This is a genomic window from Streptomyces jumonjinensis (genome assembly GCF_009600885.1).
Taxonomy (GTDB): Bacteria; Actinomycetota; Actinomycetes; order Streptomycetales; family Streptomycetaceae; genus Streptomyces; species Streptomyces jumonjinensis.
Genome location: NZ_VCLA01000080.1, coordinates 1 through 23,240, shown reverse-complemented (window position 1 = coordinate 23,240; position 23,240 = coordinate 1). Strand labels below are relative to the sequence as shown.

The following is a 23,240-nucleotide window of genomic DNA, read 5'->3' as shown; positions in this document are numbered from 1 at the left end:
ACCCCGGGACCCCGCACACTCCGCCCCCGGCAAACCCAGCCCCGTGGGGGTCGGGGAGATTGAGGCGAGCAAAATCCAGCCCCTCCGGCGATTGAGGAGCGGGGGTTCGGGGGCTGGCCCCCGACGAGGGCCCGACGCCGGGCAGGGCGGCCCTTACACCAGACCCGCCCCCTGGCAAGGACTCGCACCGACAGAAAAGGCAGGCAACACATGGACGACAGCTTCCGCGCCGAGTCCCGCGCCTGGCTACAGGCGCATCTCGGCGACGAGCCCCCCGCCCCCCGGGAGTGGGAGCGCCGCCTCGGCGAGGGCGGCTGGATCGGCCTCGGCTGGCCCGAACCCGGCTACGGCAACCGCACCGCCACCCTTGCCCAGCAGATCGTCTGGGCCGAGGAGTACGCCCGCTCCCGCGCCCCCGCCCGGCTCGGCCATATCGGCGAGAACCTTCTGGGGCCCACCCTCATCGCCCATGGCTCCCCGGAGCAGAAGGCGCGTTTCCTCGGGCCCGTCGCCCGGGGCGAGGAGATCTGGTGCCAGGGCTACAGCGAACCCGGCGCCGGATCCGATCTGGCCGGGGTCGCCACGGCCGCCGTCCGGGACGGCGACGGCTACCGGGTCACCGGGCAGAAGATCTGGACCTCGTTCGCCCATGAGGCGAACTGGTGCTTCGCGCTGGTCCGCACCGACCCCGGCGCCGCCCGCCACCGCGGCCTCTCGTTTCTGCTCATCCCCATGGACCAGCCCGGTCTGATCGAGATACGCCCCATCCGCCAGATGACCGGGACCAGCGAGTTCAACGAGGTCTTCTTCGACGGAGCCCGCGCCCTCGCCGCCCATCTCGTCGGCGGCGAGGGCAACGGCTGGCGCGTCGCCATGAGCCTGCTCGCCCTGGAGCGCGGCGTGTCCACCCTCGTACAGCAGATCGGTTTCGCGGAGGAGCTGGCGGAGGTGGTGCGGACCGCCGTCGCGAGCGGGGCGGCTGGCGACCCCGTCCTCAGGGACCGTCTCGTACGCCAGTGGGCCGAGCTGCGGACCATGCGCTGGAACGCGCTGCGCACCCTGGGCGGCGGCGGGGACACGGGCGCACCCAGCGTCGCCAAACTGCTGTGGGCGGGGTGGCATCAGCGGCTGGGGGAGCTGGCGATGGCCGTACGGGGGCCGGTCGCCGCGACCGGCCCGTACGACTGGAGCGAGCACCGGCCCTATGAACTCGACCCCGTCCAGCGGATGTTCCTCTTCTCCCGGGCCGACACCATCTACGGCGGTTCGGACGAGATCCAGCGCGAGATCATCGCCGAGCGGGTGCTCGGCCTGTCGAGGGAGCCACGATGAGAGGTGTCGTCTTCGACGGCGAGCACGCCCGGGTCGTCGGTGATCTGGAGATACGCGATCCGGGCCCGGGTGAGGTGCTGGTCGCCATCGCCGCGGCCGGACTCTGCCACAGCGATCTGTCGGTGCTCGACGGCACCATTCCGTTTCCGGTTCCGGTGGTGCTCGGGCATGAGGGCGCGGGGGTGGTCGAGGCGGTGGGGCCCGGGGTGGGCCATATCGTGCCCGGCGACCATGTGGCGCTCTCCACGCTCGCCAACTGCGGTGCCTGCGCCGACTGCGACCGGGGCCGTCCCACCATGTGCCGCAAGGCGATCGGCAGACCCGGCCGGCCGTTCCGCCGGGGCGGCGAGCAGCTCTTCCAGTTCGCCGCCAACTCCGCCTTCGCGGAACGCACCATCGTCCGCGCGGTCCAGGCGGTGCGGATTCCGCGGGACATTCCGCTGAGCTCCGCCGCGCTGCTGGGATGCGCGGTGCTGACCGGGGTCGGGGCCGTGCTGAACCGGGCGCGGACCGGCCGGGGTGAGAGCGTCGTCGTCATCGGCGCGGGCGGCGTCGGGCTCAATGTCCTCCAGGGCGCGCGGATCGCGGGCGCGCGGACGATCGTCGCCGTGGACTTGAGCCCGGCGAAGGAGGAGCTCGCCCGGCGCTTCGGCGCGACCGAGTTCCTGACCTCGGCGGCGGATGTGCGGCAGGCGCTGCCGACCGGGGCGGACCATGTCTTCGAGTGCGTCGGGAGCACCGCACTGATCCGGCAGGCGGTCGAGCTGCTCGACCGGGGCGGGCAGGCGATCCTGCTGGGGATGGTCCCGCCGACGGCGGAGGCGTCCTTCCCGCCCGCGGCCATGTTCCTCGACAAGTCCATTCTGGGCTGCCGTTACGGCTCCTCCCGGCCGCAGCACGACATCGCGCTGTACGCGGACCTCTACCGGCGCGGAGAGCTGCTGCTGGACGAGCTGATCACCGGGGTGTATCCGGTGGAGGACTTCGCGAAGGCGGCGGAGGACGCCCGTCAGGGGCGGCTGGCGCGGGGGGTGCTCACGTTCTAGCAACCCCCTTCCGGTCTGCGGGCCCTCAGGTCCTGCGGGCTTTGAGGCTCTGCCGGCCCTCAGGCTCTGCCGGCCCTCAGGCTCTGTCGGCCCGGAAGGTGCGGCGGTAGGTCGTCGGCGGCACCCCCAGCGCCGACTGGAGATGCTGCCGCATCGACTGCGCCGTACCGAACCCGGCGCTCCGCGCCACCTCGTCCACCGACAGATCCGTGGACTCCAGCAGCTGCCGGGCCCGCTCCACCCGCTGCTGGGTCAGCCACTGCCCCGGGCTCACCCCGACCTCCTCCCGGAAGCGGCGGGTGAAGGTCCGTACGCTCATCGACTCCTGCTCGGCCAGATCCCGTAGCTGAATCGGCTGGTGCAGCCGCCCCAGCGCCCAGCCGCGCGCGGCCGAGGTGGTCGCCAGCTGCGGCTCGGGCACCGGCCGGCGGACGTACTGCGCCTGCCCGCCGTCCCGGTGCGGAGGCACCACACTGCGCCGGGCCACGTCGTTGGCGATCGCCGAGCCGTGGTCACGGCGTACCAGATGCAGACAGAGGTCGATTCCGGCCGCGACGCCCGCTGAGGTCAGCACGTCCCCGTCGTCCACGTACAGCACATCCGGATCGACCCGGACGGAGGGGAACAGCCGCTGGAAGCGCTCGGCCCAGCTCCAGTGGGTGGTGGCGGGCCGCCCGTCGAGATATCCGGCCGCGGCGAGATAGAAACCGCCGGTGCAGATGGACGCCATCCGGGTCCCCGGCCGGATCCGCGCGAAGATCTCGGCGAGCGGGCCGGGGAGCCGTCCGTCGCGGAAGAGGACATCGGGCTCGTACGCGGCCGGGACGAGCACGGTGTCGGCGGTGGCGAGGGTCTCGGGGCCGTGTTCCACATACACCTCGAAGTCGGCCTCGGTGGGCACAAGACCGGGTACGGAGGTGCAGGTGACGACCGTGTAGAGCGGGTCGCCCGCCGGGGAGAAGGCCCGGCCGAAGATCCGGTGCGGAATGCTCAGCTCAAAGGGGATGACCCCGGGGAGCGCCAGAACGACGACCCGGTGGGCACGGCTGGTGCGTTCGGATGGCATGGCCCGATCCTAGCGAAAGGTGTCCTTCGGGCCACTCGATGACGGGGACCGCTCCCCGGATGCTGAACAGCGTGATCGCCTCTCTCCGTATCCACCGTGCCTGGTCCGTCGCCGCCGTCACCTTTGTGACGATCATCGGCGCCGCCGCCTTCGCCTCCCTCCCCGGGCTGCTCATCGACCCGCTGCAAGGGGAGTTCGACTGGTCGCGCGGCGCGATCGGCTTCGCGGTCTCGGTCAATCTCGCGCTGTACGGGCTGACCGCGCCGTTCGCCGCGGCGCTGATGGACCGCTTCGGCATACGCCGGGTGGTCGCCGTGGCCCTCACGGTGATCGCGGCGGGCTCGGCGCTGACCGTGGTGATGACCGAGCCCTGGCAGATGGTCCTCTACTGGGGCGTGCTCGTCGGGCTCGGCAGCGGCTCGATGGCGCTGGCGTTCGCCGCGACCGTCACCAACCGCTGGTTCGCCGAACGGCGGGGGCTGGTCACCGGCATCCTGACCGCCGCCGGGGCCTCCGGGCAGCTGCTCTTCCTGCCGCTGCTCTCCTGGCTGGTGGAGGACCACGGCTGGCGTCCGGCCGCGATCACCGTCGCGCTCTCCGCGCTGGCCGTCGTCCCCTTCGTCTGGCTGCTGCTGCGCGACCACCCGGCCGATGTGGGCCTCGCGGCCTACGGCGCGAAGGAGTTCACGCCCAAGCCGGCCCCGGTGCCGGGCGCGGCCCGCCGCGCGGTGACGGTCCTCCTCCGGGCGGCGCGCACCGGCCCGTTCTGGCTGCTCGCCGGGACCTTCGCCATCTGCGGCGCGTCGACCAACGGCCTGGTGAAGACCCACTTCGTGCCCGCGGCCCACGACGATGGCATGGCGGTCACGACGGCGGCCTCGCTGCTGGCGGTCATCGGCGTCTTCGATGTGATCGGCACCATCGCCTCGGGCTGGTTCACCGACCGCTTCGACACCCGCAGACTGCTGGCGGTGTACTACGCGCTGCGGGGTGTGAGCCTGCTCTTCCTGCCGATGCTGCTGGCCCCCTCGGTCGAGCTCCCGATGATCTTCTTCATCGTCTTCTACGGACTGGACTGGGTGGCCACCGTCCCACCGACGATCGCCCTCTGCCGCGAGCACTACGGCGACGACAGCGCCATCGTCTTCGGCTGGGTCCTCGCCTCCCACCAGGTGGGCGCGGCGATCGTCGCCTTCGCGGGCGGCGTGGCGCGCGATGTCTTCGGCTCGTACGACGTGGTCTGGTACGCCTCCGGGGCCCTGTGCGCGGTGGCGGCCCTGCTGGCCCTGGTGATCAGGGCCCGCCCACTGCCGCCGGCCCCGGTCGCGGAGCCCGGGGCGGATCCGGCTGCCGGCCTGGCGGCCGTCAGCCCTTTCGCTGAGAAGTGAGCGACCGGTCACGCAAAGTGGGTACGGTATGGGCGGGGCCAAGCGGTATGCGCTGTTTACAGCTCTGGATCGGAGGCGACCGTGGCCGTCACGAAACAGTCCGACTCGCGTCTGCGTGAGGTCATTGAATCCCAGGGCTGTACCTACGAGGCGCTCGCCGGAGACGTCCGGCGTATCGCCGCCGAGAACGGCGAGACCGTCCAGACGAACAAGTCCGCCATATCCCACTGGGCCGGCGGCAGCAGGGCGCCCTCCGGGCGGACCGGTCAGTATCTCGCCGAGGCGCTCTCCCGCCGCTCGGGCCGTGTCGTCACCCCGGTGGAGATCGGTCTGCGCGCTCCCGAGGAACCGGCCATGGACGGTCGTGATCCGGTGAGCGCCGCAACCGACCCGGGGCGAGCGGATGTCGAGCGCCGCCGCTTCCTGGCAGTCGCCGCGTTCACCACGGCGGGTGTTGTCATGCCGCCGGCCTATGACCATGAGGCGACGGCCCGGATGCTCCGTGCCCGTACGGGGCGGGTCGTGGTGGGTGCGGCCGATATCGGGGTCGTACGTGGGATTACTGCGGCATTCAGTGCCGCTGACGAGCGATTGGGCGGCGGTCACGGCCTCACCACCGTCACCGCCTATCTCGCGGACACGGCCGCACCCATGCTGCGTGCGCGTTTCTCTTCCGAAGCAGTACGCGAAGACGCCTTCGGCGCGGTCGCGGAGCTGGCGTATCTGGCGGGCTGGAAACACCACGACCTCGGCCAGGCGGACGCGGCACAGCGCTACTACCAGGTCGGGTACCGCCTCGCCTGCGAAGCCGACCCGTACGGTCACGCCGCCTGGATGATGCGCTCCCTGGCTCTCCAAGCCCTGAAGCTCAAGCAGTCACACCACTGCGTGGACCTCATCGAAAGCGCGCTCACCCGCGGGCTCGGGCGTGTGGACGGTCAGACCGAGGCGCTTCTCCACATCACCCATGCCCGCGCATGTGCCGCTGTCGGCGAGCGGACCCGTGCCACCCGCGCTCTGCTGGCCGCCGAAGACGCGCTCCTTCGCGCCGATGGTCCACAGCCGGAGTACTCCCGTGTCAGCGGCCCGGCCGTCGGCACGGTGGCCAGCCACACCGCCAGGGCGCTCACCGAAATGAAGGATTTCATCGGCACGGAACAACAGCACCGGGACGCGCTCACCCGCTGGGACCCGGAGAAGTACAAGCGTGTCCATGCCCTCACCTACGCCGATCTCGGCGACAGCCTCGCCGCCCAGGCGCGCGCTGACGAAGCGGTCTCAGCCTGGAGCCAGGCCCTCAACCTCATGGAAGGCATGTCCTCCGAGCGCACCCGCAAGGCCATCAGTTCGCTCCGCCCCACGCTCGCGGTCTATCAACGGCGCGGGGTGCCAGGAGCCGCCGAACTCGCGCGCTCTGCGCGGGCGGCGTTCGCTTGAGGTCCCGGCAATCCGCTGAGGCACCTGATGGTTGCCCGGTGTGACCTTGCTGGACGCGGATAGGGCGGCAGGATCTGGTCATGAGGCTTTTGATTCTGGGCGGCACGTGGTTCCTCGGCAGGCATCTGGTGGATCGGGCGCTCGCCCGTGGCTGGGAGGTGACGACGTTCAACCGGGGCCGTTCCGGATCCGACGCGCCTGGTGCCGTGGCGGTGCGTGGGGACCGTACGGCCGTCGGGGATGTTCGCAGGCTCGCCGGGCACGGCCCCTGGGATGTTGTGATCGACACCTCCAGCACGGATCTCGCGCCCAGGGAGGTGCTGCTGGCCACTTCGGCGCTGCGCGATCAGACCGCGCGATGGGTGCACATCTCCACCGTCTCGGTGTACGCGGGCTGGCCGCACGAGCGCCTGACGGAGGATTCGGCTCTTCTGGAATGCCCCGCCGACGCGGACGGGACCTACGGCTACACCGGTGAGGACGGCAGCCCGACCGTCTACGGCTTCCAGAAGGCAGGAGGCGAACGAGCGGTCAGTGAGGCTCTCGGCGCTCGGGCTGTCTTTCTGCGCCCCGGGGTGATCCTGGGGCCTGGTGAGTATGTGGGCCGGCTTCCCTGGTGGCTGCGTCGCGCCGCGCGGGGCGGGCGCTTTGTCGCTCCGCGTCCGGCGGGCCGCCGCATTCAGCCGGTGGACGTGCGTGACGTCGCCGAGTTCGCACTCCAGCAGGCTGCGGGCGACGGGGGCGGCAGCTACAACGTGGCGCATCCGGAGGGCATCACATTCGAGGACTTCGTGGCTGTGTGCCTCGATACGACGGGCGGCGCCGGAAAGCCGGTCTGGGTGGAGCCGGGGGTGCTGGCGGAGCAGGCGGTCGAGCAATGGACCGAGCTGCCGCTGTGGCGCACGCACGCGGGTGTGTGGTCCGTGGACTCCCGCCGCGCGGTGTCGGCCGGGCTGCGCTGCCGACCGGTGGCCGACACCATCCGGGACACCTGGGCATGGCTGGCGGCGGACGGGCGTCCCGTGGACCACCCGCGATGGGCGGAGCACGGCATCGCCCCGGAGAAGGAGGCGAAGATTCTCGCCTCCCTCTGATCAGGCTTCGAGCGCGAGGACCTCCGGCAGCCCGCCGCCTATCTGCCGGGCCGCTGACGACTGGATGAAGGTCTCGATCCGCTCGCTGAGCTCGGCAGGCAGGGGCGAGCCGTGGAAGCGCGGCTGGGAGAGCAGCCGGCGAAGGCGGGCCGCACGCGTCAGCAGTCCGGTCGCCCGCTGCTCTCCGGGTACGGTCCACAGGGGTTCCAGGGCCACGGCCGCACCATCGACGTCATCCGACATGAGGCGTGCCAGGGCGAGGTCGGCGGCTGCGGAGCCCAGTACGGCCGCCGACCGGCTGCCGGACGGGCGCGTTTGAATCAAGGTGAGGGCCTGGCGGGCGGCGGCTTCGGCCTGCACTCCGTCGCCGATGAGCAGCGCGGTGGAACTGTTGGACATGGCCAGCCGCTCGGCGGTGAAGCCGAATTCTCCTCCGACGCCGTCGTGCAGATCGTCGCGGTGACCGTACCCGTCCTCCTGGGACAGCCGGATGGCACGCCGCGCGGACACCGTGTCGCCGAGATGAGCGTGGGCGCGTCCCTCGATGGCCCGGAGCCGGCGCGTCGCGACATCTCCCAGTCCACCCCGGGTGAGCGCGCGATGCGCGAGGGAGAGGGCGCGGGAGGGCTCGGCCGAGAAGTAGGCGATATAGGCGAGGCAGCCTTCGGCATAGGCGATCAGTGGTTCGAACCGAGCGCTTTCCCCGTACAGAGCCGCCGTACGGGCAAGACGCCGCGCCCCGGCGAGGGAACCGAGATCGAATGCGGCCACGGCGAGGAGCGCGACCGATTGCCCTGACAGAACGAGTAGTTCCTGTTCCTGAGCGGGAACCCTTGTCAGGTCTCGCTGCTCCTCCATCTCCCTTCGTAGACGCTGAGCCCTGCGCCACATCTCGAAAACCGGCCGCTCGTGATATTCCCGTGCGAGTGATACCGCGTCGTCACGGAGCTGGTCGATGATGGTGTCGGAAATGGATACGGAAGCGATGGCTCCGGCGTCATCCTGGGCTTCGCGTGCGGTCATGGCGATCTCGTCTTCCATCGTGAATGTATGGACGCCGGGGTCTGCGGCGACAGGGGGCGGCGCGAAGAGATCCGCGACCGGAACATCGAACATCGCTTCCAGGGCACGGCAGGTATCAGGTCCCGGATAGCCCTTGAGTTTGCCGCCCGTCCAGCGCCGGAACTGGGTTTCGCCCACGGTCGGATTCCGTGTCCCTTTTCCGAACAGTTTTGCGGCCGTGGCGTTGAACGTTCTTTCGAAATCCGTGTAGCGCCACTTGCGCTGGTCCACCAGCACCTTCAGTAGCGTCTTCGGTGGATGCCGCAAATCGCTCTCACCTCCGAACCTTTCGAGCGTAGGCGCTTGGGCGACCTTTCTCGACGAAGGAAATACCACTCGCCCACCACAGGGCAACAGGGCGCGAATAGAAGCCACTTCAAAGCTACCCACGCGCCATTCCTGTCACTCGGAAGAGTCCGGAAGGCCACTCGCTGGGGCATGGCGGAGTCACCTGCGATGGGGCGACCCTGAGCGGCACCGTCACTGAGCGTGCCGAATCGGCCACAGACGCGGAAGCAGGTATTCCCGTGAGACATCACATCTCCCACGCCCACGTGGTGGCCGTGCACTCCGACACCCACGGCACGCGGGCTGCTACGGGGATCGCCGCCCTCGCCCCCGTCGGCCCGGTGACGCCTCAACAGGCCGTCGCCTCAGGTCAGGAGGCGGACGGTTTCGAAGTGACTCTGCGCCGAACCGCGAACCCCGGCGAGCCGATGACGGACCGGGATCTGCGACTCCCCGGCCAGTTGCGGCGAATCGTACGGGCACATCTCAACCAGTGGGGGATCGGCGTCGGTATCACCGAGACGGCAGAACTACTGGTCTCCGAACTCGTCGCCAACACCCTTCAGCACGGGACGGATACGAACGGTGAATTCAGGGTCCATGTGTGGTGCGCCGGCCAGTGCGTCCGTATGGAGGTGGGCAACGGCGGCCCGCTGAACCCGGCCCCGCGCCCCGCCGTGCCCCCGACCGTTGATGCCGCCGATCTGTCGGAGAGCGGGCGCGGCCTGGCCTTGGTCGACGCGCTCGCCGACGACTGGGGTATCTCGCCCGACGGGGCCCTCACCTGGTGTGTCCTGGCCATCCCCGGCGGTGAGTGATGTTCAAGGGTGAGATCCGGGGTGAATTGGGCGAGGTTCGCGAGCGGAAGGCCCGCACCCCTGGTCATATCCCGTACGGGACGGAGGCCACCCGGCCCCGCCCGGGGCCCGCCATGGGTCCGGACCCGTGCCCGGAGGCTGCGGCCGACATCCCGCAGGGTTGTCTCCAGAGCCGGGCCGAGCTCCTTCCGGACGGACGCGTACGCATCGAGCCCGGGCGACCGACCCGAAGACCGGGCACCCGGGACATCTGGCCGGACATGGTCATGGTTCCCCGGCTGATGACCACGGCGCTGACGGTCCTGGAGCGGGTCGCGGCCGAGGGGCGAGACGGGTGACTCCTGGCGGCAGACGGCCGGGGTGCGTGCTGGAGCTGCTGGGGCGCACGGCGGGATGCGGCGCGGGCGGCCCGGTCGGATGCCGGACCGTGTCCCGGGCGCGGGCGGGTCACGGCACCAGCCGGCGAAACACCCCCCGGTGAAAGACCAGCGGCTCCCCCGCCCCCACCGTGTCGAGGGCCTCGACGCGCCCCACGACGATCAGATGGTCGCCGCCGGTGTGCACCTGCTGGATGGTGCAGTCCACCCAGGCCGGTGCGCCCGCCAGCAGTGGCGAACCGGTGGCCGGGGACGGGCGGTGGGGCACTCCGGCGAACTTGTCGGTGCCGCTGGCCGCGAAGTTGCGGCAGAGTTCGCCCTGGTTCTCGCCCAGGACGTTGGCGCAGAACACCCCGGCGCGGGCGATGCGCGGCCAGGTCGTCGAGGTGCGGCCCACCATGAAGACCGCCAGCGGCGGATCGAGCGACAGCGACGAGAACGACTGGCAGGCGAAGCCGGCCGGGCCGCTTCCGTCGTCGGCGGTGATGACGGCGACGCCGGTGGGGAAGGTCCCGAGCACCCGCCGGAACTCCGCCGGGTCGAGCGGCAGCCGCTCGTCCTCGCGGACGGCGCGCAGCGCGGGGCACGGGGCCGCGCCGGACGGCGCTCCGGTGTGGCACCGGAGATAGCGGACGGCGGTGGCGGCCATGGCTGCGTGTCCCATCACACCGACCATTGAAACTGACGGATCGTCAGATAGGAAGCCCTGGCCGCCGTCGGCGGAAAGTCCCGGGAATAGCATCGGCGGTATGCGACATATCTGGTCATCCCGCATACCGCGCTGGTCTCCCCAGGACACCACCCTGGCCACGGCGGTCAGCACCGTGCAGATCGCGGTCGCCGGTACGGCCTGGCTGATCACGACGACGATCGCCCGCGACGACCACGGCATCGCTCAGCCCGTGCTGGGCTGGCTCTGCCTCCTGGTGGCGAGCCCCTTGGTGCTCCCGGTCGCGGGGCTGCTGTACGCGGTCCTCCTCCCCCTGCCGGTCGCGGCGATCGCCCCCTGGGCGGCCCGGCGGGCGCGCGGCCCGGAGTGGGGGTGGCGGGCCCTGCTCACCGCCGTGTTCGCCGCTGTCCACGCCCTCCCGTGGGCCTGGCTCGGCGCGGGATATCCCGTCGCCTGGGCCTGGATCGCCGCCGGGGCCGTACCGCCGATGCTGGCCGTCGACCGAGCCCGCCGGCGTACGGAGCCCGTACGGAGGGTCTGGCGGTGGACGGCGGCGGCGACCGCGCTGCTCGTTCCCGCGACCGTCGCCCTGCTGGCCCTCGCCACGAAGGCGGGCGTGCTGAAGGAGTACGAGCCGCCGGAGCTGACCGCCGCCGAGCTGGCCGGGGAGTGGGCGGGCCCCGGCGACGCACGGCTCAGCCTCGGCGCGGACGGCCGGGCCGCCTTCGCCGATGTGCCCGCCGCCGCCGACGACTCCCTCTGCGACGGCGCCGGCCGCTGGTCCCTGGACACCAGCGGCCACCGGGACGAGATCCTTCTCGGCACGGGCGACTGCGGCGGCGAGATCGCCTGGCTGATCGGCGGTACGGAGAAACGCCCCGAGCTCTCCGTCTTCCTCGGCGACCCCGACGCCGGGGACCTCGTCATCCTCACCCGGCAGGGCGGCGACGGCTAGCTGGTCTGCGGAAGCGGAGTCAGTTCCGGCGTCCACGCCGCGCTGTGGCTGCCGGAGCGTGAGATCGGGGCGAAGGCGGCAACCGATGTGGAGTACCTGCTGGAATACGAGCGCCGGGGACCGGTGATGCGTACCCGCGACTGAACGCCGGCCCCGCCGACTGTTGCCGGTCCCGACGGCCGCCCTGCCGCCCCGCCGCCCCGGCGGCGCCGTGGGGGACGGCCGCGCCTTTGGCCGGAACGAGCGTCGCCCTGCGCCCCTGAGCGCGGACATACTCGCTTCGGCCCGGCTCTCCTCATCGCTCTCGGGCCTCTTGCACGTGTGGCAGCAGTTCTCCCGACCTGGAAAGCGTCGACGAAGGGATCGCCCATGCGCACCAAACTCGCCAAGGCCGGCCTTGCCCTCGCCCTGGCCGTCAGCGGCCTTGCCCTCGCCCCTGCGGCCGGGGCCGCACCCGCCGCACCCTCGGCCGCACCGGGTGCGATCGCCCTCGCACCCGGCTTCTACGCCGGCGGCACCTGGCAGATCTACCAGAGCAACAGACAGGTGGTCACGGTCAATATGACGCAGGACAGCAGCGGGCGGCTCTACGGCAGCGCGTACCACGGCAGCACCTCCGCAACGATCGAGTACGGCGCGGTGGTGGACGGAACGTCCATCAGCTTCAACCTGAGCTGGTCGAACGGAGCCAGAGGCAGATACACCGGCCAACTGGGCGCCGACAGACGGCTCTCCGGCATCACCTTCGACCTGAACCACCCGTCGAGTCAGGCGACGTGGTCGACGACCCGCGTCTTCTAGTGCTGCAATCACACACACCTGTGATTGCAGTACCAGCCGTCGCCGCGGCCGGGGAGAAACTCCCGGCCGCCCGGCCTGCGCTCATGGTGGAATGCCGTCCATGGCGACACTCCTCGACAAGGCCCGGCTGTTCCGCTCACTCCACACTCCCGGCAGGCCGGTGATCCTGCCCAACGCGTGGGACGCCGCCTCGGCGCGCGTGGTCGCGGACTCCGGCGCTCTCGCGGTCGCGACCACCAGCGCGGGCGTCGCATGGTCGCTCGGCCACGGCGACGGCGACCATCTCGGCCGTGACCAGGCGCTCGCCGCGCTCGCCCGCATCACGGCGGCCGTCGCCGTCCCGGTCAGCGCCGACATCGAACGCGGTTACGCCGCCGACCCGGCCGGGGTGGCCGAGACCGTACGGGGCGTGCTGGCGGCCGGGGCCGTAGGCGTCAACCTGGAGGACACCCTGCGTCCCGTCGCCGAGCAGTCCGAACGGATCGCGGCGGCGCGCGGCGCGGCGGACGAGGCCGGGATCCCGCTGTTCGTCAACGCCCGCATCGACACCCACCGTCTGCCGCCCGGCGACCGTACGGCGTGGCTGGAGGAGACGCTGACCCGGGCCCACGCCTACGCCGAGGCCGGAGCGGACGGGATCTTCGTCCTCGGCGCGCTGGACGCCGGGACGGTCAAGAACCTGGCCGCCGCGTCGTGCCTGCCCGTGAACGTCGCGGTGGGCCCCGGGACGCTGTCCGTGTCCGAGCTCGCCGAGGCGGGGGCGGCCCGCGTCAGCGCGGGCTCGTCGATCGCCGAGGCGGCGTACGGGCTGGCCGGACGGGCCGCCCGCGAACTGCTGACCCAGGGCACGGCGACCGCCCTCGACGGCGGATTCGCCTACGCCGCCCTCAACGCCCTGCTCCTGGCGGACACCCCCGACGCTCCCGACACTCCCTAGCGCCCCCGGTACTCGGGGCTCCGCCGCTCCACGAAGCTCGCCACCCCTTCCTGGGCGTCCCGCGTCGTCATGTTCAGCTCCTGGGCCATGGCCTCCGACGCGAACGCCGTCGCCCGGTCCGACTCCAGCGACGCGTTCACCAACTGCTTGGTGAGCGCCAGTGCCCGGGTCGGCCCCCGGGCCAGCCGCTCGGCCCACTCCCGGGCCGTCCGCTCCAGCTCGGCCGCCGGTACGACCCGGTTGACCAGCCCGATGCGTGCGGCGTCGGCGGCCGGGAGGGCGTCGCCGAAGAACATCAGCTCTTTGGTGCGCTGGGCCCCGATCAGCCGGGGGAGCAGATACGCCCCGCCGCCGTCCGGGACCAGACCACGGCGTACGAACACCTCGATGAACCGGGCCTCCTCGGCCGCCAGCACCAGATCGCAGGCGAAGGCGAGATGCGCGCCGATCCCGGCGGCGGTGCCGTTCACCGCCGCGATCACCGGTTTCTCGCAGTCCAGTACGGCGGCGATCAGCCGCTGGGCCCCGCGCCGGATCGTCCGGCTCACATCGCCCGCGACGGGCTCCCGGACGGCGGCGGGCCCCCCGCGAAGATCCGCGCCCGCGCAGAATCCCTTACCGGTGGCGGTGAGGACCACCGACCGGACGGCGGGGTCCTCGGAGGCGTCCGCGAGCAGGGCGATGATCCGCTCGCGCTGGTCCCAGGTGACGGCGTTCATGACCTCGGGACGGTTGAGGGTGATCCAGCGGACGCCGTCACGGGTGCGGTCCAGCACCTGGTCGCCGTGGCCAGGAGCGCCGGGAGGCCGGGAACCGGGAGAGCGAGAGCCCGCCGACCCGGAGCCGGACCGGGGAGGAGCGGATTCGGGGCCCTCGGAGCGGTTCACCGGCACACCGCCAGCGCGTCCAGCGCCACCGCCCCCTGCCCGCGCGGCAGCACCATCAGCGGGTTGACGTCCAGCTCGGAGAGCTCGCCCCCCAGCTCCAGCGCCATCCGCTGGACCCGCAGCACCACCTCGACCAGCGCATCCACATCCATCGGCGGCCCGCCCCGTACCCCGTCGAGCAGCGCACGCCCGCGCAGTTCGTCCAGCATCGCCCGCGCCTGGCCCTCGCCGAACGGAGGGACGCGTACGGCCGTGTCCCGGAGCACCTCCACCAGCACCCCGCCCAGCCCCACCGTGACCGTGGGCCCGAACAGCGCGTCCTGGGCGACGCCGACGACCATCTCCACACCGCGCTCCACCATCTGGCAGACCAGGACGCCGTCCAGATCGATGTCCTCGTAGCGCACGGTGTCGGTGAGCTCGCGATAGGCGTCCCGGACCTGGCTGGCGGAGGTGAGACCGACCTTGACCAGGCCGAGTTCGGTCTTATGGGCGAGCCGGGTGCCGGACGCCTTCATCACCACGGGGTAGCCCACCAGCGCCGCTGCCCGCACCGCCGCCGCCGCGCTGGTCACCAGCTGCTCGCGCGGCACCCGGATGCCGTACGCGCGCAGCAGCTGCTTCGCCGCGTGCTCGCTGAGCTGCCGGCCGGGGCGCATCAGGGCCTGCGCCTTACGGAAGGAGGGTGAGAGGGTGCGCGGGGCCTCGTCGAAGGGGGAGCGGTAGTCGCTGGTGAAGCGGTGGTGGTCGAGATAGGCGCGTACGGCGGTGACGCAGTTGCCGAAGGTGCGGAAGGTGGCGACCCGGGACGAGCCCAGCAGGGTCTCCCGATAGGCCGCCTCGGTGCCGAGCGGCGACCCCCACACCACGCACACCAGCTTGTCGGTGGTCTCGGCGGCGTCCACCAGATCCTGGGCCAGCCGGTCGCTCATCGGCGGGAAGGGGCCGGTGATCGGGCAGATCAGCACCCCGATCCCGGGGTCCGCGAGCAGCGCGTCGATGATCTTCCGCCCGCGCCAGTCGCCCACCGGGTGACCGCCGTTGTCGATGGGGTTGGCGACGCTCAGATACTCGGGGATCCATTGATGCAGCTCGCTCTGCTTGGCCTCGGAGAGCCGGGGCAGCGGCAGCCCGGCGGCGGCGGCGAGATCGGCGAAGTGGGCCCCGGTGCCGCCGGAGATGGAGTAGACGGCGACCCCGCCGGCCAGCGGTTTCCGGGCGCGCGCCAGCAGGGCCGAGGTGTCCTGGAGCTCATCGAGACCATCGACGCGGATCACTCCGTACTGCCGCATCGCCGCGTCCACCACCTGGTCCGCCCCGGTGAGCTTGCCGGTGTGCGAGGCGGCCGTACGCGCTCCGGTCTCGGTGCGCCCGACCTTGACGGCGACGACCGGCACCCCGCGCCGGGCCGCGCGGTCGGCGGCGAGCAGAAAGGAGCGGCCGTCCTTGAGCCCCTCGACATAACAGGCGATGGCCCCGACCTCGGGCCGCTCGGCGAAGTACGAGATGAAGTCGGCGGTCTCCAGATCGGCCTCATTGCCGGTGGGGGCCCAGTGCGAGAGCCGTACGCCCAGCTCCTGGAGGGTGAAGACCGGCCGCCCCTGGTGCCCGGACTGGGTGATCAGGGCGATGGCGGGGCCGTCCAGATCGTCGCGGAACCTCTCGAAGGCGTTGAGATTGGTGTTGGGCCCCAGCAGCCGCACCCCCGCCCGCTCCACGGCGGCGGCCAGCCGCCGCTGCGCCTGTGCGCCCTCCTCGCCGGTCTCGGCGTATCCGGAGGCGAAGGCGACGGCGAAGGGGACCTTGGCCTCGGCGAGTTCCCCGATGACGGGCAGCGGATCGCCGACCAGGAGCACGGCGAGATCGACCTGCTCGGAGAGCGCCCCCACGGAGGCCGCGCAGGGCAGTCCGAAGACGGTCTCACGGGTGGGGTGCACGGGGTGGAGCCGCGCTCCGACCCGCTCGGCCCAGTCGATCAGCTGCCGGGTGATCCCGGTATTGGGCCTCCCCTCCCCGTCGGACGCCCCGACGACGGCGATGGAACGCGGCCGGAAGAACCGGTCGAGATCGGGCACGGGCGCGTACAAGGACCGCCCGCTGACATCGATGTCCCCCTCGGTCGCGGTGATCGACGCGGTGTCGTGGATGGCATCACGGGGGTGCTCCCCGCAGGCGACGACGCGTGCGCGGAGGTCGGAGGTGAGGGTGCCGTGAGTAGATCCAAGCATCGCTGAGCCCCGCTCCTGCTCGTTGACTAATAGCTGACGCTCAGTCAGATTACTTAGCTGACTGGCTGTCAGGAAGGTGTCGTACGGGGAAGGCGTCCGCGACGGCCCCGGCCCGTCTGCGGCCAGGCGGCGCCTCGCGGTGCGCGGCCCGGCCGGATGCGACGCGGCCGTCAGTGAGTCCGCCCCTCGGTCCCGTACGCATCCCCGGCGCCGCCCGGCGGCTCTTCGCTGAATGTCATCGCTACCCCCGGTATCGAGGTGATCACGGATGGAGAGCCCACGCTATCAAGGGAGTTGGGCGCGTAGGGCGTCGACCGGAAGCCTTTCGGGGGCGGATTCTCAGCCCCACGCCCCCAGCGCCCCGGAACTGCCCCGCCGGGCGTCGGGTCCTTGTCGGGGGCCAGCCCCCGAACCCCCGCTCCTCAATCGCCGGAGGGGCTGATTTTGGCCCTCTGGGTTTGCCGGGGCGGAGTGTGCGGGGTCCCGGGGTGCGGGGTCCGTCCTCAAACGCCGGACGGGCTGGGTTTGCTGAGGCTGCCCGGAACCCGGGTTGGGTGGGTTGAGGGGTCTCAGGGGAGGGGGCCACGCAGGGGTGGTGCCGGGACGTAAAACGTGATTTTGTGGCGCAAAGGAGGCCCGCCATCAAACAGGGACTGGAAACGCGCCGTAAATCATGAGTCCCGGCACCACCCCGGAGCGGACCCCGGCCCCAGCACACCGCGCCCAGCCCACCCCGAAGCCCCCGGAGCGGACCACGGACCTTGACCCACCGCGCCCAGCCCACCCCGAAGCCCCCGGAGCGGACCACGGACCCCAGCACACCGCACCCCAGCCCCCACCGCACCGCGCCCAGCGGCACCCCGCTCACCCCCGGGCGAGCGCCTTCGCTATCCGGTGGGCGTCCCGCCCCAGCTCCCGGAGCGTCCCGCTGATCGGGTTGGTGAAGCCGGTGAAGTACAGCCCCGGTGCCTGCTTCGGAGTGCGTCCCCCATGGACCACCGGCCGCCCTCGCGCGTCGAGCACCCCGAGGTGCCCGATCATCCCCTCCAGCGCCCGCCGGTACCCCGTTGCCGCTATCACCGTGTCCGGGGTGATCCGGCTCCCGTCCGCCAGGACCGCCGTGTCCGCGTCGAACGACTCCAGCGCCGCGACCGGCTCGACCCGCCCCCTGCGGACCGCGTCGATCAGCCCCGCGTCCTGCACGGGGATCGCCCCTTCCCGGACCCGCGAGTACAGCCCCTTCCGGGGGCGCGGCAGCCCATGGGCGCTCAGGTCCGGGAGCAGTAACCGCGCCTGGATCCGGGAGACTCCGTCGACCAGCCGGGTCGGCAGCCTGCGGACCAGCACGGCCGACCGCTGCGCGGGCCAGCCCGCCGTGGAGCGGCGGACGATGTGCGGGGGCGTGCGCACCGCGAGGCGCACCCGGGCCGCCCCGCCCTCCGTCAGGTCGACCGCGATCTCGGCCCCGGTGTTGCCGACGCCGACGACCAGCACGTCCCGGTCCCGGTACGGGGCAGGGGAGCGGTACTCGGCCGCGTGCAGCAGTTCCCCGGTGTAGGCGTCGCCGCCCGGCCAGTCGGGCAGCCTCGGGGTGTGGTTGTAGCCGGTCGCCACCACCACCGCGCGCCCGGTCATCCGGCGTCCGCCCGTCGCGTGCAGCAGCCAGTCCGCGCCGGCGGTCTCGATACGGGTGACCTCGACGCCGGTGACGATCTCCAGCTCATGGAACTCGGCGTACTTCTCCAGATAGCGGACCATGTCGTCGCGGGACACCCAGCGCCCGAAGGAGCGGGGCATGGCGAGCCCCGGCAGCGCCGAGAGACGCCGGGTGGTGTGCAGCCGGAGCCGGTCGTAATGCCGCCGCCAGGAGTCGCCCACCGCGTCGGATCGTTCCAGGATCACGGCCCGTACGCCCCGGCCGCGCAGCGCCGCCGCCACGGCCAGACCGCCGGGGCCGCCGCCGATGACATAGACGGGCCGGTCGTCCGTCCGGTCGCCGGTGAGGCCGGGCCGCCGCCTCGTGCCGCTCTTCCCGCCTCTGCCCTTTTCACCGGCCATGGGGCGTGAGCCTACTGATCGGTCAACTCGATGGGTCTCGACCACGACGGAAATAGGTACCGAATCGATTACGCGGCAGCGCCTTCCGATCACATCCGTAGGGAAGTTGATCGATCGTGCACACCTCTTGCGCGAGGCGACCCCATCCGCTGAACTGACGTACCGTCAGAGAAGTGATCCGCGCATCGGGAGGTCGGAATGGAGACCGTCTGGCTCACCGGGGCCGAATGGCTCGCCGTTCTCCGGATCGGGCTCGGTCTGTGGTGGCTGGAGAGCTGGCGGCACAAGGACCGCAAGGGCTGGTTCGAGCGCGGGACCGGCATCGCCTGGGCGGCGGATGTGGCGGGCAGGCACCGCTGGGCCCTGGTGCGGGACGGCTTCCGGACGGTGGTCCAGCCACGGCCGAAGCTGATGGCGTACGTCGTCGTCTACGCCGAACTCGCGCTGGGCCTCGGCCTGATCTCCGGGTTTCTGACCCCCGTCGCCCTGATCGGCGGGCTGCTGCTCAATCTGATCTATCTCGTTCTGATGATCCACGACTGGGCCGAGCAGGGGCAGAACGCCATGATGGCGCTGATCTCCCTGGTCGCCCTCTTCGCGATGTCCTGGCAGACCTGGTCCCTCGACCACGCGATCGGACTCTTCTGATGGCCGTCCCGCCCGCCGCCCCCGAGATCGACGCGTTCACCCGGCCGTTCTGGGACGCGGCCGGACGGGGGGTGCTGCTCATCCGGCGCTGCCTGGCCTGTGCCAGGGCGCACCACTATCCGCGCGAGTTCTGTCCGTACTGCTGGAGCGAGGACGTCGACTGGGAGACGGCGAGCGGCCGGGCCGTCCTCTACACCTGGTCCGTCGTCCACCGTAACGATCTGCCGCCGTTCGACGCGCGGGTGCCGTACACCGCCGCCGTCGTCGATCTGGACGAAGGGCCCCGGATGATGACCGAGCTCGTGGGGGGCGCGGAGGGGACGCCGGTCATCGGGATGGCGCTGGAGGTCGCCTTCCGCACGGAGGGGGACGGCATCGCGATACCGCTGTTCCGCCCGGCGGTACGGAGGCGCTGACCGCGCTTGCCCGCCGGTACGGCCCCGGTCCCCGCGCGCCCCCACGCTGGCGCGGCTCAGGGCCAGAGCAGCTCGCGCACCCAGCCGTCACCGCCCTGGACGGAACCCGTCGCGCGGCGGTAGCGCAGCCGGACGTGCTGCCGCCAGGCGTCGCCCTGGAAGAACTCGACCTCGCGGGGCTCCAGCACATACCGCGTCCAGGTCGGCGCCGAAGCGGCCGGCTCGGTCCGCGCCCGCTCCCAGGCCACCGCCGAGGCGTGCGCCAGCTCCGCGCGTGAGCCGAGGACCTCGCTCTGCGCGCCGGTGAGCGCGGCGGCCAGCGCGCCGGTCGAGCGGGCGTGCAGATCCGCCAGGCTCTCCGTGGGGCCCGCCGGTGTCACGGGGCCCCGCACCCGGATCTGCCGCCCCTGCGCGGCCCAGTAGAAGCCGAGCGCCGCATCGGGGTGGGCGGCCAGCTGCCGGCCTTTCGCGCTGGTGGAGTGGGAGGCGAAGTGCCAGCCGTGCGCGTCGGCGTCATGGAGCATCAGGGTCCGGACATCGGGCCGGTCGTCGTCGTCCACGGTGGCGAGCGTCATGGTGTGCGGCTCGGGCTGGCCCGCCGCGACCGCCTCGGCGAACCACTGCTGGAAGAGCGGCAGCGGGGCGCCGGGGGCGGTGGCCGGATCGAAGGACGGGAGGTCGATGTCCCAGACGCGCTGGGCCCGCAGCAGTACGAGGAAGGCTTCATGGGCGTGGAACGGATCCCGTGGCGGGTGCGGCACGGCGCGGCCCCGACCCGGGGCGGAGCCGTCCCGGCTGCCCGCGCTGCGCTCGCTGCCCTGGCTTCCCCGGCTTTCCTGGCGGTCGTTGTCCATTCGCCCAGTGAACACCACTCACCGTGTAGTACTGCGCTTATAGTGGTTAAACCGCTGACGAAGACCGTCGGCGAAGACGACGGAGACGACAGAGACGGCAGGCGTCCGATGCGACAGAACCTGGCCCGCCGCGCCGCGCTGGTGGACGCGGCCATCGAGGTGCTGGCCCGGGACGGCGCGCGCGGACTGACCTTCCGCGCCGTCGACGCCGAGGCCGCCGTGCCCAAGGGCACCGCCTCCAACTACTTCGCCAACCGCGACGACCTCCTCAACCAGTCCGGCGTCCGGATCTACGAACGGCTGCGCCCGGACGAGGCCGTGCTCCGGGCCATGAGCGAGGGCCCGGCGACCCGGGAGCACACCGCGCGGCTCGTCCGGGAGGTGGTGCGGCGGGTCACCTCCTTCCGTGCGGGGTATCTCGCCCTTCTCGAACTGCGCCTGGAGGCCACCCGCCGCCCCGCGCTGCGCGCACTGCTGACCGAGCGGGTCAAGGAGGATGTGGCGGGGAATGTCGCCGGGCATCTGGCCGCCGGGCTGCCCGGTGACGCGGACGCGGTCAGAATGATCTACCTGGCGGTCAACTGGCTGGTGGTGGAGCGGCTGACGCTGCCCGAGGTGTTCCCGGAGGAGGACGCCGGAGATCTGATCACCGCCTTGGTGGAGCGCCTGCTCCCACCGGACGCCTCCTGAGCCGGTACGCCCTGAGCCGGTACGCCCCGAGCCCGCCCCCTGAGCCGGTACGCCCCGAGCCCGCGCCCGTACATCCCCGGACTCACTCCCGCCCCAGCACCACCGTCCCCGAAGAGCAGAACCAGCCGCCGGTGCCCGAGGCCACCGCCAGTCGGGGCAGGGTGCCGTCCGGGCGGTGGGCCTGGTGTCCGCCCGCCTCGCCGCGCAGCTGGCGTACCGCCTCGACCAGCAGGAACAGCCCGCGCATCCCTGGATGGCAGGCGGCGAGCCCGCCCCCGTCGGTGTTCACGGGCAGCGCGCCGCCCGGCCCGATCCGCCCGTTCTCCACGAACGCGCCCCCCTCGCCCTTGGCGCAGAAGCCGAGATCCTCCAGCGTCACCAGGGTCATATAGGTGAAGGCGTCGTAGATCTCGGCGATGTCCATCTCGGCGGGACGGACGCCCGCGCGGCCGAAGGCGAGCCTGCCCGAGACCGCCGCCGGGGAGACGGTGAAGTCCTCCCACTCGGACATGGCGGCGTGGGAGACGTACTCCCCGGTGCCGAGAATCCACACCGGGGCCGTCGCGATATCCGGAACGTAGTCCTCCGCCACCAGCAGCACCGCACAGCCCCCGTCGCTGCGGATGCAGCAGTGCAGCCGGGTGAACGGGTCCGCGATCATCGGCCCGCCGAGGACGTCGTCCACGGTGACCGGGGAGCGGAACATCGCGTCCGGATTGCCCGCCGCGTGCGCCCGCGCCTGGACGGCGACGGCGGCGAGCTGCTCCAGCGTGGTCCCGTACTCGTGCATATGGCGGCGGGCGGCCATCGCGTACTTGGCGATCAGCGTGTGACCGTACGGCGCTTCGAACTGGAGCGGGCCCCGGCCGCCGAGAGCGAGACCGGCGGTGCGCCGTCCCGCTCTGATGTCGGCGCGGGCGGTGGAGCCGTAGACGAGCAGTACGGCGTTGGCGTGCCCGGCGGCGATGGCGTCGGCGGCATGGGCGGCCATGACCTCCCAGGTCGCGCCGCCCACGGCGGTGGAGTCCACCCAGCGGGGCCGGAGCCCCAGATACTCGGCGGCCTCGATGGGCGCGAGAGTGCCGAGCCCGGCCGAGCCGAAGCCGTCCACGACGGAGCGTTCGAGGCCGGAGTCGGCGAGCGCGCGACGGGCCGCCTGGGCGTGCAGGGTGTAGGGGGTGGGTCCGTCGACGCGTCCGCAGTCGGAGAGGGCTATGCCGGCGACAGCGACCTTGCGGGAGGTGGCAGACATGTATCTGACGGTACATCAGATGGAGCGGATGCCGGACGGATCGCGCCCACGGCGTGCGTCAGCCGCCGGTCCCGGACGGATCGCGCCCACGGCGTGCGCCCCGGTGCGCCGGGCGGGTGCGCACGCCTCTGGGCATCTGCCCGCCGCCGCCCTAACATGACGGCCCGTCAGATCGAAGGGACTCCCATGGTCACCGCCCTTCCCGCTCTCACCGCGCGCACCGGCCTCACCCCCGAACAGGACCAGATCCGCCGCACCCTGCGCCGGCTGCTGGCCGAACACTGCGGCCCGGACCGGGTCAGAGCCGCCGCCGCGACCGCGCACGGCTACGACCCCCGGCTGTGGGACCGGCTCTCCGGGGAGCTGGGCCTGCCCGGCCTCGCCGTCCCCGAGGCGTACGGGGGAGTGGGCTGCGGTCTCGTCGAACTCGCCCTGGCCTGCGAGGAGACCGGTCGGGTCCTGCTGCCCTCACCGCTGCTGGCGACCTCGGGGCTGGTCACCCCGCTGATCATCGCGCTCGGCACCGCCGCCCAGCGCGATGCGCTGCTGCCGGATATCGCGGGCTCGGCGCTGACCTGCGCACTCGCCGTCCCGGGCGGCCTCGCGGTCGCGCTGGGGCTGATCGACGACAACGCGCCGGGGGAGTGGGCGGGCGGCGGCCGGTCCGGCGGCGTCCAGGCACGGCCCGCGCCGGACGGCGGGTGGCTGCTGTACGGGGAGGCCGGGCAGGTGCTCGACGGCCACAGCGCCGGGCTGCTGCTGGTGGCCGCCCGCACCGGCGGCTTCCCGCGCGGCCGGACCCTGCTGTTCCTGGTCCGGGCGGGGGCGGCGGGGCTCACCCGTACCCGGCTGACCGCGCTGGACGAGACCCGGCCGCAGGCCCGCGTACAACTGCGCGACTGCGCCGCCGAGCTCCTGGGCGACGACGGCGGCGAC

At 72.2% G+C, this 23,240-nt stretch carries 22 protein-coding genes; 14 read left to right on the top strand and 8 right to left on the bottom strand.

What is annotated here, in order from left to right; translation table 11 throughout:
• Positions 1 to 210 precede the first annotated feature (210 nt).
• Both FF041_RS09825 and FF041_RS09820 read left to right on the top strand, forming a co-directional pair.
• Entirely contained in the window at positions 211 to 1,332 is a 1,122-nt protein-coding gene (locus FF041_RS09825) for an acyl-CoA dehydrogenase family protein (RefSeq protein ID WP_153522097.1), read from the top strand.
• On the top strand, positions 1,329 to 2,378 hold the full coding sequence (locus FF041_RS09820) for an alcohol dehydrogenase catalytic domain-containing protein (RefSeq protein ID WP_153522095.1): 1,050 nt from the start codon (positions 1,329 to 1,331) through the stop codon (positions 2,376 to 2,378). The genes FF041_RS09825 and FF041_RS09820 overlap by 4 nt, the downstream gene beginning before the upstream one ends.
• Before the next feature lie 76 nt (positions 2,379 to 2,454).
• On the opposite strand, the gene FF041_RS09815 is transcribed toward FF041_RS09820, so the two are convergent.
• A complete protein-coding gene (locus FF041_RS09815) occupies positions 2,455 to 3,444 on the bottom strand; it encodes a GlxA family transcriptional regulator (RefSeq protein WP_153522093.1) in 990 nt (329 codons plus the stop codon).
• Between the two features lie 38 nt (positions 3,445 to 3,482).
• Here FF041_RS09815 and FF041_RS09810 point away from each other — a divergent pair, with 38 nt between their 5' ends.
• The 3 genes from FF041_RS09810 to FF041_RS09800 all read left to right on the top strand — a co-directional run bounded on the left by FF041_RS09810 (position 3,483) and on the right by FF041_RS09800 (position 7,363).
• A complete protein-coding gene (locus tag FF041_RS09810; RefSeq protein WP_153522091.1) occupies positions 3,483 to 4,832 on the top strand; it encodes an MFS transporter in 1,350 nt (449 codons plus the stop codon).
• Between the two features lie 81 nt (positions 4,833 to 4,913).
• Positions 4,914 to 6,269 carry a tetratricopeptide repeat protein gene (locus FF041_RS09805; RefSeq protein ID WP_323391543.1) on the top strand — a complete coding sequence of 452 codons (1,356 nt, stop codon included), beginning with the start codon at positions 4,914 to 4,916 and terminating at the stop codon, positions 6,267 to 6,269.
• An 80-nt stretch (positions 6,270 to 6,349) separates the two neighbouring features.
• The gene (locus FF041_RS09800) at positions 6,350 to 7,363 is read left to right on the top strand and encodes an NAD-dependent epimerase/dehydratase family protein (RefSeq protein ID WP_153522089.1); all 1,014 of its coding nucleotides are present in this window, start codon (positions 6,350 to 6,352) and stop codon (positions 7,361 to 7,363) included.
• On the opposite strand, the gene FF041_RS09795 is transcribed toward FF041_RS09800, so the two are convergent.
• Positions 7,364 to 8,815, bottom strand: a complete 1,452-nt coding sequence (locus FF041_RS09795; protein ID WP_323391541.1) for a DNA-binding protein — start codon at positions 8,813 to 8,815, stop codon at positions 7,364 to 7,366. It abuts the gene before it with no gap.
• A gap of 137 nt (positions 8,816 to 8,952) precedes the next feature.
• Here FF041_RS09795 and FF041_RS09790 point away from each other — a divergent pair, with 137 nt between their 5' ends.
• Both FF041_RS09790 and FF041_RS09785 read left to right on the top strand, forming a co-directional pair.
• Positions 8,953 to 9,531, top strand: a complete 579-nt coding sequence (locus tag FF041_RS09790; RefSeq protein ID WP_153522087.1) for an ATP-binding protein — start codon at positions 8,953 to 8,955, stop codon at positions 9,529 to 9,531.
• A complete protein-coding gene (locus FF041_RS09785) occupies positions 9,531 to 9,869 on the top strand; it encodes a hypothetical protein (RefSeq protein ID WP_153522085.1) in 339 nt (112 codons plus the stop codon). Before FF041_RS09790 ends, FF041_RS09785 begins: the two co-directional genes overlap by 1 nt.
• 109 nt (positions 9,870 to 9,978) lie before the next feature.
• Here the strand turns inward: FF041_RS09785 and FF041_RS09780 are convergent, their stop codons facing one another.
• Positions 9,979 to 10,572 (bottom strand): flavin reductase family protein, encoded by a 594-nt coding sequence (locus FF041_RS09780; RefSeq protein WP_228388116.1) that lies wholly within the window; start codon positions 10,570 to 10,572, stop codon positions 9,979 to 9,981.
• An 85-nt stretch (positions 10,573 to 10,657) separates the two neighbouring features.
• Between FF041_RS09780 and FF041_RS09775 the strand changes: the two genes are divergently transcribed.
• The 3 genes from FF041_RS09775 to FF041_RS09765 all read left to right on the top strand — a co-directional run bounded on the left by FF041_RS09775 (position 10,658) and on the right by FF041_RS09765 (position 13,271).
• A complete protein-coding gene (locus FF041_RS09775; protein WP_153522081.1) occupies positions 10,658 to 11,533 on the top strand; it encodes a hypothetical protein in 876 nt (291 codons plus the stop codon).
• Positions 11,534 to 11,902: 369 nt separating this feature from the next.
• Positions 11,903 to 12,334, top strand: a complete 432-nt coding sequence (locus tag FF041_RS09770) for a hypothetical protein (protein ID WP_153522079.1) — start codon at positions 11,903 to 11,905, stop codon at positions 12,332 to 12,334.
• Positions 12,335 to 12,425: 91 nt separating this feature from the next.
• Positions 12,426 to 13,271 (top strand): isocitrate lyase/PEP mutase family protein, encoded by an 846-nt coding sequence (locus FF041_RS09765; protein ID WP_407698130.1) that lies wholly within the window; start codon positions 12,426 to 12,428, stop codon positions 13,269 to 13,271.
• Here the strand turns inward: FF041_RS09765 and FF041_RS09760 are convergent.
• The 3 genes from FF041_RS09760 to FF041_RS09750 form a co-directional block, all read right to left on the bottom strand.
• Positions 13,268 to 13,990 carry an enoyl-CoA hydratase/isomerase family protein gene (locus FF041_RS09760; RefSeq protein WP_407698131.1) on the bottom strand — a complete coding sequence of 241 codons (723 nt, stop codon included), beginning with the start codon at positions 13,988 to 13,990 and terminating at the stop codon, positions 13,268 to 13,270. The genes FF041_RS09765 and FF041_RS09760 overlap by 4 nt on opposite strands.
• Before the next feature lie 164 nt (positions 13,991 to 14,154).
• A complete protein-coding gene (locus FF041_RS09755) occupies positions 14,155 to 16,386 on the bottom strand; it encodes an acetate--CoA ligase family protein (RefSeq protein ID WP_153522074.1) in 2,232 nt (743 codons plus the stop codon).
• 864 nt (positions 16,387 to 17,250) lie between these two features.
• On the bottom strand, positions 17,251 to 18,444 hold the full coding sequence (locus FF041_RS09750) for a flavin-containing monooxygenase (protein WP_153522072.1): 1,194 nt from the start codon (positions 18,442 to 18,444) through the stop codon (positions 17,251 to 17,253).
• 198 nt (positions 18,445 to 18,642) lie between these two features.
• On the opposite strand from FF041_RS09750, the gene FF041_RS09745 reads away from it, so the two are divergent.
• Together FF041_RS09745 and FF041_RS09740 are read left to right on the top strand one after the other, a co-directional pair.
• Positions 18,643 to 19,092 carry a DoxX family membrane protein gene (locus FF041_RS09745; protein WP_153486367.1) on the top strand — a complete coding sequence of 150 codons (450 nt, stop codon included), beginning with the start codon at positions 18,643 to 18,645 and terminating at the stop codon, positions 19,090 to 19,092.
• Positions 19,092 to 19,508, top strand: a complete 417-nt coding sequence (locus FF041_RS09740) for a Zn-ribbon domain-containing OB-fold protein (protein WP_153522070.1) — start codon at positions 19,092 to 19,094, stop codon at positions 19,506 to 19,508. The genes FF041_RS09745 and FF041_RS09740 overlap by 1 nt, the downstream gene beginning before the upstream one ends.
• 56 nt (positions 19,509 to 19,564) lie before the next feature.
• Here FF041_RS09740 and FF041_RS09735 read toward each other — a convergent pair whose 3' ends face one another.
• Entirely contained in the window at positions 19,565 to 20,362 is a 798-nt protein-coding gene (locus FF041_RS09735) for a pyridoxine/pyridoxamine 5'-phosphate oxidase (RefSeq protein WP_153522068.1), read from the bottom strand.
• A gap of 108 nt (positions 20,363 to 20,470) precedes the next feature.
• On the opposite strand from FF041_RS09735, the gene FF041_RS09730 reads away from it, so the two are divergent.
• Entirely contained in the window at positions 20,471 to 21,052 is a 582-nt protein-coding gene (locus FF041_RS09730; protein WP_153522066.1) for a TetR/AcrR family transcriptional regulator, read from the top strand.
• Positions 21,053 to 21,134: 82 nt separating this feature from the next.
• On the opposite strand, the gene FF041_RS09725 is transcribed toward FF041_RS09730, so the two are convergent.
• Positions 21,135 to 22,304 (bottom strand): thiolase C-terminal domain-containing protein, encoded by a 1,170-nt coding sequence (locus tag FF041_RS09725; RefSeq protein ID WP_153522064.1) that lies wholly within the window; start codon positions 22,302 to 22,304, stop codon positions 21,135 to 21,137.
• Between the two features lie 186 nt (positions 22,305 to 22,490).
• Between FF041_RS09725 and FF041_RS09720 the strand changes: the two genes are divergently transcribed.
• Positions 22,491 to 23,240, top strand: a 750-nt coding sequence (locus FF041_RS09720; protein ID WP_194291981.1) for an acyl-CoA dehydrogenase family protein, incomplete at its 3' end; no start/stop codon positions are given.

What these genes read in the sequence shown, in the direction of transcription:
- FF041_RS09775 (WP_153522081.1), top strand. Translation starts at nt 10,658, where the DNA reads ATGCGACATATCTGGTCATCCCGCATACCGCGCTGGTCTCCCCAGGAC.
- FF041_RS09755 (WP_153522074.1), bottom strand. Translation starts at nt 16,386, where the DNA reads ATGCTTGGATCTACTCACGGCACCCTCACCTCCGACCTCCGCGCACGC.
- FF041_RS09780 (WP_228388116.1), bottom strand. Translation starts at nt 10,572, where the DNA reads ATGGGACACGCAGCCATGGCCGCCACCGCCGTCCGCTATCTCCGGTGC.
- FF041_RS09730 (WP_153522066.1), top strand. Translation starts at nt 20,471, where the DNA reads ATGCGACAGAACCTGGCCCGCCGCGCCGCGCTGGTGGACGCGGCCATC.
- FF041_RS09750 (WP_153522072.1), bottom strand. Translation starts at nt 18,444, where the DNA reads ATGGCCGGTGAAAAGGGCAGAGGCGGGAAGAGCGGCACGAGGCGGCGG.
- FF041_RS09800 (WP_153522089.1), top strand. Translation starts at nt 6,350, where the DNA reads ATGAGGCTTTTGATTCTGGGCGGCACGTGGTTCCTCGGCAGGCATCTG.
- FF041_RS09745 (WP_153486367.1), top strand. Translation starts at nt 18,643, where the DNA reads ATGGAGACCGTCTGGCTCACCGGGGCCGAATGGCTCGCCGTTCTCCGG.
- FF041_RS09765 (WP_407698130.1), top strand. Translation starts at nt 12,426, where the DNA reads ATGCCGTCCATGGCGACACTCCTCGACAAGGCCCGGCTGTTCCGCTCA.
- FF041_RS09770 (WP_153522079.1), top strand. Translation starts at nt 11,903, where the DNA reads ATGCGCACCAAACTCGCCAAGGCCGGCCTTGCCCTCGCCCTGGCCGTC.
- FF041_RS09820 (WP_153522095.1), top strand. Translation starts at nt 1,329, where the DNA reads ATGAGAGGTGTCGTCTTCGACGGCGAGCACGCCCGGGTCGTCGGTGAT.
- FF041_RS09815 (WP_153522093.1), bottom strand. Translation starts at nt 3,444, where the DNA reads ATGCCATCCGAACGCACCAGCCGTGCCCACCGGGTCGTCGTTCTGGCG.
- FF041_RS09785 (WP_153522085.1), top strand. Translation starts at nt 9,531, where the DNA reads ATGTTCAAGGGTGAGATCCGGGGTGAATTGGGCGAGGTTCGCGAGCGG.
- FF041_RS09760 (WP_407698131.1), bottom strand. Translation starts at nt 13,990, where the DNA reads ATGAACGCCGTCACCTGGGACCAGCGCGAGCGGATCATCGCCCTGCTC.
- FF041_RS09740 (WP_153522070.1), top strand. Translation starts at nt 19,092, where the DNA reads ATGGCCGTCCCGCCCGCCGCCCCCGAGATCGACGCGTTCACCCGGCCG.
- FF041_RS09725 (WP_153522064.1), bottom strand. Translation starts at nt 22,304, where the DNA reads ATGTCTGCCACCTCCCGCAAGGTCGCTGTCGCCGGCATAGCCCTCTCC.
- FF041_RS09810 (WP_153522091.1), top strand. Translation starts at nt 3,483, where the DNA reads ATGACGGGGACCGCTCCCCGGATGCTGAACAGCGTGATCGCCTCTCTC.
- FF041_RS09825 (WP_153522097.1), top strand. Translation starts at nt 211, where the DNA reads ATGGACGACAGCTTCCGCGCCGAGTCCCGCGCCTGGCTACAGGCGCAT.
- FF041_RS09735 (WP_153522068.1), bottom strand. Translation starts at nt 20,362, where the DNA reads ATGGACAACGACCGCCAGGAAAGCCGGGGAAGCCAGGGCAGCGAGCGC.